The sequence below is a fragment of the Microbacterium proteolyticum genome (assembly GCF_014192415.1).
GTDB classification, from domain to species: Bacteria; Actinomycetota; Actinomycetes; order Actinomycetales; family Microbacteriaceae; genus Microbacterium; species Microbacterium proteolyticum.
The window spans coordinates 710,744-717,541 of sequence record NZ_JACHXY010000003.1; the positions used below are offsets into that span (position 1 = coordinate 710,744).

A 6,798-nucleotide genomic window follows, 5' to 3' on the forward strand; every position below is an offset into this window, starting at 1 on the left:
TCTGGCACCACCCTCCGACATCCGCGTCACCGCATCATGACGATCGCGGGTCGATCGCCGGATCAGCCGACCGCACGACCGGTCTCCAGCAGCTCCCGTGCGTGGGTCAGCGCCGCATCCGAGTCGCTCAGGCCCGACAGCAGCCGCGCCATCTCGGCCTCCCGCTCGGCGCCGTCCAAGCGGCGGACACTGGATGCCGTGACCGCGCCGTCATTGCCCTTGACCACCGTCAGGTGGTTGCCGGCGAAGGCGGCCACCTGTGCGAGGTGCGTGACGGCGATGACTTGCGAGGATTCCGCGAGGCGCGCGAGACGCCGCCCCACCTCGATGGCCGCGGCTCCCCCGATGCCCGCGTCGACTTCGTCGAACACGAACGTCGGCACGGGGTCGACACCGGCGATGACGACCTCGATGGCCAGCATCACGCGACTGAGCTCGCCACCCGAGGCACCGCGCGACACCGGTCGGGGATCGGCCCCGGGGTGGGGCGCGAGCAGGATCGACACCTCGTCGCGGCCGTGACCGGCGGGGGGTGCGGGGGCGACGTCGACGGTGAGGTGTGCGTCGGGCAGGGCCAGCGCGTGGAGTTCCTCGGTCACCGCCTTCCCCAGCCGTTCGGCAGCCGATCGACGGATGGCGGTCAGAGCATCGGCCGCGCCGTCGAGTTCCGCCGTGGCGGCGTCGCGCTGCGTCTGTAGACGTTCGAGACGGTCGCCGTCGTCGTCCAGTTCCACCAATCGCGCCGATCCGGTCGCGAGCAGGGCGATCGCGGCATCCACCGATCCGTGGGCTCGGGCGAGGCCGGCGAGCACGCCGCGGCGTTCGTCGACCGCGGCGAGTTCGTGGGGCCCCGACTCGTCGAGGTCGGCGAGGTATCCCGACAGCGCGACGGCGGTGTCCGTGGCGCGGTACCCCAGGTCGGCCACCTGTTCGCCGATGGCCGCGAGTGCGGCGTCGCTGCCCGCGATGCGCTCGAGAGCGCGACGCGCCTCGGCCAACAGGGATACGACATCGGGCGTGCCGTCGTCGTTCGACAGGGCGGCGTGCGCGGCGTCGGCGGCCAGACGCAGTTCTTCGGCGTTCGCGAGGCGATCAGCGCGGCGGGCGAGTTCGTCGTCCTCCCCGGCGACGGGGGCTGCGGCTTCGATCTCGGCGATGGCCGCCCGCAGCTGCTCGGCTTCGCGTGCGCGGTCGTCGCGGTCTGCGGTGAGCGTGGACAGCTCGGTGTCCAGGGTCCGCCAGGCGTCCCAGGCTGCGCGATAGGCGGCGCGTGCGGCGACGACCGGTTCGCCTCCGAAACGGTCGAGCGCATCGCGCTGCGCCGACGACGACTTCAGCCGCAGCTGGTCGGACTGCCCGTGCACGACGACGAGGTCGTCGGCGAGATCGGCGAGCACGCCGGCGGGTGCGGTGCGGCCCCCTACCGTGGCGCGCCCGCGCCCTTCGCTCGACACCGTGCGCCCCAAGTACAGCTCGGCGGATCCGCCGCCGACGGGCTCGACGTCGCCGCCCGCCTCACGCACCCGTGCCGCCACCGGGCCGTCCTCGGGGACGATCCAGACGCCCTCCACCGCGGCCTGGGCCGCGCCCTTGCGCACGGCGCCCGAGTCGGCTCGTTGGCCGAGCAGCAGTCCGAGCCCGGTGACGACCATGGTCTTGCCCGCTCCGGTCTCGCCGGTGATCGCGGTGAACCCCCGTCCGATGGGCAGGGTCGCGTCGGCGATGACGCCGAGATCGCGCAGGCGCATCTCTTCGATCACGCCGCACCCCCCGGCATACCGCGCCAGCCCGTCACGGGCAGGCGGAACTTGCGCACCAGACGCTCGGTGAAGACAGCGGGGTGCAGACGCGCGAGACGCACAGGGCGCGAAGACCGGCGCACCACGACCCGCGCACCGGGCGGCAGCTCGTGCGATCGCCTTCCGTCGCACCATAGGATGCCGCTCCCGCTCGTGCGCTCGAGAACCTCGACGGCGACGCTCGCGTCGGGTCCGACCACGAGCGGTCGGGCGAAGAGCGCGTGCGCCGACAGCGGGACGACGGCGATCGCCTCGACCGTGGGCCAGACGATCGGTCCCCCGGCGGAGAAGTTGTAGGCCGTGGAGCCGGTGGGAGTCGAGATGACGACGCCGTCGCAGCCGAACGACGACAGGGGCCGCCCGTCGACGGCCATGACGACCTCGAGCATGCGCTCGCGGCTCGCCTTCTCGACCGTCGCCTCGTTCAGGGCCCACGTCTCGAAGATGACCCGGTCGTCGACGTCCTGGATCTTCACGGCGAGGGCGAGGCGCTCCTCGACCGTGTAGTCGCGGGCTATCACGCGACGCACGGCGTCGTCCATGTCGTCGCGTTCGATCTCGGCGAGGAAGCCGACGTGCCCCATGTTGATGCCCAGGATGGGCGCGGTGCCGCCGCGCACCATCTCGGCCGCGCGCAGAATCGTGCCGTCACCGCCGAGCACGATGGCGAGCTCGACGTCGTCGATGCTCACGTCGACACCGAGTGTGGCCACACCCTCGAGCGTGAGTCGCGCGGCCAGCTCGGGTCGGTCTTCGGCCGAGACGACGGGAGTCGCACCCGCCGCGCGGACCGCAGTGATGATGCGCTCGGCCGCGTGGACGGTGTCATCACGGCGCGCGTGGACGACGAGGAGGATTCGGCGATCGCTGGGGGTCATCGGCTTCCGGTCAGTCGGGTCACGGTGCTCTCCCATTCTGAGGGGTCGGTGCCGTGGGTGGCCGAGAACCACGCGACGTACTCCTGGTTGCCGTGGGTTCCGACGATCGGCGACGCGATCAGACCGGCGGTGCGCAGTCCCGCATCCCACGCGGACCACAGCACTGCGTGCACCGCGTCGGAACGGAGCGCCGGGTCGGTCACCAGTCCGCCCTTCACCGCGGTGCGGCCCACCTCGAACTGCGGCTTGATGAGGAGGACCGCGTCGGCGCCGGGCGCGGCGGTGGCGACGACGGCGGGCAGCACGTGGGTGAGCGAGATAAACGAGAGATCGCCGGTCACCACGCGGGGGCGTGTCTCGATGCCCGTCGCGGCGGCGAGGGAGTCGGCGGTCATGAACCGCACGTTATACCCCTCCACCGATACGACGTCGGCATCGGATGCCACGACGGTGGACAACTGCCCATGGCCGACGTCGACGGCGAGGACCGGACGTGCTCCGCGCTCGCGCAGCACCTGGGTGAACCCCCCAGTGGACGCGCCGAGGTCGAGCGCGACCTGCCCGTCGACGGCGATGGGGAACGCGTCGAGAGCGGCGATCAGCTTGTGGGCACCGCGACTGACGTAGTGATCGGCTCCGGCCACCTCGATCGCGCTCGACTCGTCGACCTGAGTGGCGGCTTTGACCACCGGACGGCCGTCGACGTTCACGAGGCCCCCCGCGATGAGCTGGGTGGCGTGCGAGCGCGATCGCGCGAGCCCGCGGGCGGCGAGCTCGGCGTCGAGGCGCGGGCTCACGGCCGCGCCGCGACCGACGCGTCGGTCGGGGCCGACGCGAGTCGTCGCGCGAGTTCGTCGTGCACCGCGGCATAGGCCTCTGCGCGGGTGTCGAGCGGTTGCGCCTCGATCAGGCGCACGCGGTCGATCAGCTCGGGCGCGGCATCCGGGGCGGTGCTGTCCGACATGGATGCCATGCTACCGACGTCAGCGCACGCGGAAGGGGTCGGCGTACAGCTGTTCCGGTACGCGGAAGCCGAAGATGGCGCGCCCCGAGTTCCAGATGGCCGCGGCTCCCGCACGCAGCAGGTCGATCTGCCGGCCTCCCTGCGACACGATCCGCAGGTCGACGCCGTCGATCTCCACGACCGCGTCGCCCACGCGCGTACGCGCGCCTTTCACGATCGTCGCCGGGTACGGTTCGAACAGCTGGCGCAGGTCTTCGACGATGTAGTCGGGGCGCTGAGACGGGATGGCTGCGAGCACCTGCTTCGGCCGATCGATCCCCGTCAGCACCAGCACCGACGGCATGTCGGCGGTACGCGCCCCCTGGATGTCCGTGTCGAGGCGATCACCGATGAAGAGCGGCGCCTGGGCCCGCGTCCGAGTGACCGCCACATCGAAGATGGGGCGTTCGGGCTTCCCGGCGATCGTCGCGAGACGGCCGACAGCGGTGTGCACAGCCGACACCAGAGTGCCGTTTCCCGGAGCGATGCCACGGGCCTGTGGAATCGTCCAGTCGGTGTTCGTCGCGACCCACGGGATCCCCCCGTCTTCGATCGGCGTCGCGAGCGCGTATGCGGCCTCGGCCAGCTGCGCCCAACCGATCTCGGGGGCGAAGCCCTGGACGACGGCCGCCGGTGCGTCGTCGGCGCTGCGTGTCACCACGAACCCGGCCTTCTCGACCTCGACGACGAGCCCCTCCCCGCCGATGACGAGCAGCGTCGACCCGGCGGGCACGAGGTCCTTCATCAGGCGCATCGCGGCCTGCGGGCTCGTCGTGACGTCGGACGCCTCCACCCGAAGGCCCAACGACGACAGATGCTCCGCCACGGAGGCATCCGTGCGAGAGGCGTTGTTGGTGATGTACCCCAGACGCTTCCCCTCGACTTGGGCGCGGTTGAGGCTGTCGACGGCGTGCGGCAGGGCGCCCGGGCCGGCATAGACGACGCCGTCGAGGTCGGCGAGCACGACGTCGATACCGTCGAGCGGGGTCGCATCCTGCTTGGAGCGTCCGAAGATCACCGGTCGCCCTCGCGCTCGTCGGCCGGCACGTCGACATCGCCCGAGGAAGGTTCCTGGGACCCCTCGTCCCCGTACTGTTCGCGCACCACGACGCCGTCGGCGCTCGTCGTCGCGACGGCCCCGTCCTCGACGTCCCCGTCGTGGCTCGTACCGTCCTCTTCCTCAACGTGGGCGGCACCGTCCTCGACGTCCACGTCATGGGCGGCACCGTCCTCGACGTCATCCACGGGAATGACTCCGGATGCCACCTCGACACCGCCCTGGTCGTCGATGAGTTCGATCTCCTCGACCACGATCACCTCGCGATCCGCGACCCCCGACGCCGCGTCCAGGGCCTCGGAGGCGATCTGGGCGCGTCGTTCCCACTCGGCGGCCTCGTCGTCGCGTCCGAGCTCCTCGAGCACGGCCGCTCGGGCGGAGAACAGCGCCGGGCTCCACTCGAACGCGCGGTCCGGGTCGGCCTCGGGGATGTCGAGCTCCTGCAGCGCGCGCTCGGTCTGGCCGAGGTCCAGTCGCGCGCCCGACATCGCGATCGCGAGCTGAACGCGTACCGGAACCGACAGCGTCGACCGGTCGACGGCGCGTCCTTCCTCGAGCGCCCGGTCGGGTCGACCGACGCCCCGCTCGCTGTCCACGATCAGCGGGAGCTGTTCGTCAGAGCCCGTGATGCGGCGGTGAGTGCGGAGCTCCCGAAGCGCGAGGGCGAAGTCGCCCACCGCGTAAGCGGTGATCGCCACGGTCTCGCGGACGACGCCGACACGGCCCGCGCTCCGAGATGCCGCCAGCGCGTGCTCGTGCGCCAGCTCGGGTTCTTCGTCGATGAGACGGGCCGCCATGGCGAGGTGACGCGCCACGTTCTCGGCGTTGTCCTTGCTCAGAGTCTTGAGCTCGTTTCGCGCTGCGCCGGGAAGGTCCCAGGCGGTGACCTCCTCGGGGATCTCCGGTCCACGCTCCCGTCGGTCCTGGGGCGGGCGCGTGGCGCGGGAGTCCTCACGGTCGAACCGGCGCGGAGCGCCCGCACCCGGACGACGGTCGCCAGACGGCCGACGGTCGTTACCGGCGAAGCCGCGTGCGTCGCTCTCACGACGGGGACGACCGGCGCCACCACCGTCCGTGCGGAAGGGCCGGTCACCCGACCGCGGCGGACGCGAGTCGTTGTCACGACGGAAGGGACGATCGCCGTCACGCACCGGACGACCGGAACCCGCGCCATCGCGACGGAAGGGACGATCCCCCTCACGCGGCGGACGCGAGTCGTTGTCACGGCGGAAGGGACGATCGCCCTCACGCGGCGGACGCGAGTCGTTGTCACGGCGGAAGGGACGATCGCCCTCACGCGGCGGACGCGACTCATTGTCACGACGGAAGGGACGATCGCCGTCACGCGCCGAACGACCGGAACCCGCGCCATCGCGACGGAAAGGACGATCCCCCTCACGCGGCGGACGCGACTCATTGTCACGACGGAAGGGACGATCGCCGTCACGCGCCGAACGACCGGAGCCCGCGCCATCGCGACGGAAAGGGCGGTCCCCCTCACGCGGCGGGCGCGACTCATTGTCACGACGGACAGGCCGATCCCCCTCCCGCGGCGGACGCGAGTCACTGTCACGACGGAAAGGACGATCGCCATCGCGCGAGGGCCGACCCGCGCCATTGCCGTCACGCCGTGCCGGCCGACCATCGCCTGAACGAGAGGGCCTGCCCTCGTTGTCACGCCCGTACGGACGGTCGCCGTCCCGCTGCGGCCGACCCGTCTGCGGACGCGAAGCACGCCCATCACCGTCTCGGCGAACAGGGCGGTCACCATCACGTCGAGGAGCCCGATCGCCACGCGGCCCGAAGCCACCGCCCTGAGAGGACCGCCCACCATCGGACGCGCGCCCACCCGAGCGCTCCTCGTTGCTCCTGCGGTCGTTCGTGTCGTCCGTAGACATGACTACCTCCCCGGGAAATTATGCCCGTAAATGCGAAATGGCCACCCAGCGTTGGGTGGCCATTTCGACTTAAAGGAAGTCCGGCGGTGTCCTACTCTCCCACAGGGTCCCCCCTGCAGTACCATCGGCGCTGAGAGGCTTAGCTTCCGGGTTCGGAATGTGA

At 71.4% G+C, this 6,798-nt stretch carries 7 protein-coding genes and 1 rRNA gene; 1 reads left to right on the forward strand and 7 read right to left on the reverse strand.

Translation table 11 applies throughout. The features are described from left to right. Positions 1 to 62: 62 nt before the first annotated feature. Genes recN through FHS07_RS15490 form a run of 6 tightly spaced genes read right to left on the reverse strand, consistent with a single transcriptional unit; the run spans position 63 to position 5,534 of the window. A complete protein-coding gene (recN, locus tag FHS07_RS15465) occupies positions 63 to 1,760 on the reverse strand; it encodes a DNA repair protein RecN (protein WP_183420766.1) in 1,698 nt (565 codons plus the stop codon). After that, positions 1,757 to 2,677, reverse strand: a complete 921-nt coding sequence (locus tag FHS07_RS15470; RefSeq protein ID WP_183420767.1) for an NAD kinase — start codon at positions 2,675 to 2,677, stop codon at positions 1,757 to 1,759. The genes recN and FHS07_RS15470 overlap by 4 nt, the downstream gene beginning before the upstream one ends. Further along, positions 2,674 to 3,474 carry an SAM-dependent methyltransferase gene (locus tag FHS07_RS15475; protein ID WP_183420768.1) on the reverse strand — a complete coding sequence of 267 codons (801 nt, stop codon included), beginning with the start codon at positions 3,472 to 3,474 and terminating at the stop codon, positions 2,674 to 2,676. The genes FHS07_RS15470 and FHS07_RS15475 overlap by 4 nt, the downstream gene beginning before the upstream one ends. Continuing rightward, positions 3,471 to 3,641, reverse strand: coding sequence for a hypothetical protein (locus tag FHS07_RS15480; RefSeq protein WP_183420769.1), 171 nt, complete (start codon positions 3,639 to 3,641; stop codon positions 3,471 to 3,473). Before FHS07_RS15480 ends, FHS07_RS15475 begins: the two co-directional genes overlap by 4 nt. Positions 3,642 to 3,660: 19 nt before the next feature. Next, on the reverse strand, positions 3,661 to 4,698 hold the full coding sequence (locus FHS07_RS15485; RefSeq protein ID WP_425488162.1) for an HAD-IIA family hydrolase: 1,038 nt from the start codon (positions 4,696 to 4,698) through the stop codon (positions 3,661 to 3,663). Beyond that, complete coding sequence (locus tag FHS07_RS15490; RefSeq protein ID WP_246383621.1) at positions 4,695 to 5,534, reverse strand: tetratricopeptide repeat protein; 840 nt, start codon at positions 5,532 to 5,534, stop codon at positions 4,695 to 4,697. Before FHS07_RS15490 ends, FHS07_RS15485 begins: the two co-directional genes overlap by 4 nt. Between FHS07_RS15490 and FHS07_RS15495 the strand changes: the two genes are divergently transcribed. Further along, the gene (locus FHS07_RS15495) at positions 5,493 to 6,389 is read left to right on the forward strand and encodes a hypothetical protein (protein ID WP_183420770.1); all 897 of its coding nucleotides are present in this window, start codon (positions 5,493 to 5,495) and stop codon (positions 6,387 to 6,389) included. The genes FHS07_RS15490 and FHS07_RS15495 overlap by 42 nt on opposite strands. Before the next feature lie 324 nt (positions 6,390 to 6,713). On the opposite strand, the gene rrf is transcribed toward FHS07_RS15495, so the two are convergent. Next, a 5S ribosomal RNA gene (gene rrf, locus FHS07_RS15500) occupies positions 6,714 to 6,798 on the reverse strand; the annotation flags it as partial.

What these genes read in the sequence shown, in the direction of transcription:
- FHS07_RS15470 (WP_183420767.1), bottom strand. Translation starts at nt 2,677, where the DNA reads ATGACCCCCAGCGATCGCCGAATCCTCCTCGTCGTCCACGCGCGCCGT.
- FHS07_RS15480 (WP_183420769.1), bottom strand. Translation starts at nt 3,641, where the DNA reads ATGTCGGACAGCACCGCCCCGGATGCCGCGCCCGAGCTGATCGACCGC.
- FHS07_RS15490 (WP_246383621.1), bottom strand. Translation starts at nt 5,534, where the DNA reads ATGGCGGCCCGTCTCATCGACGAAGAACCCGAGCTGGCGCACGAGCAC.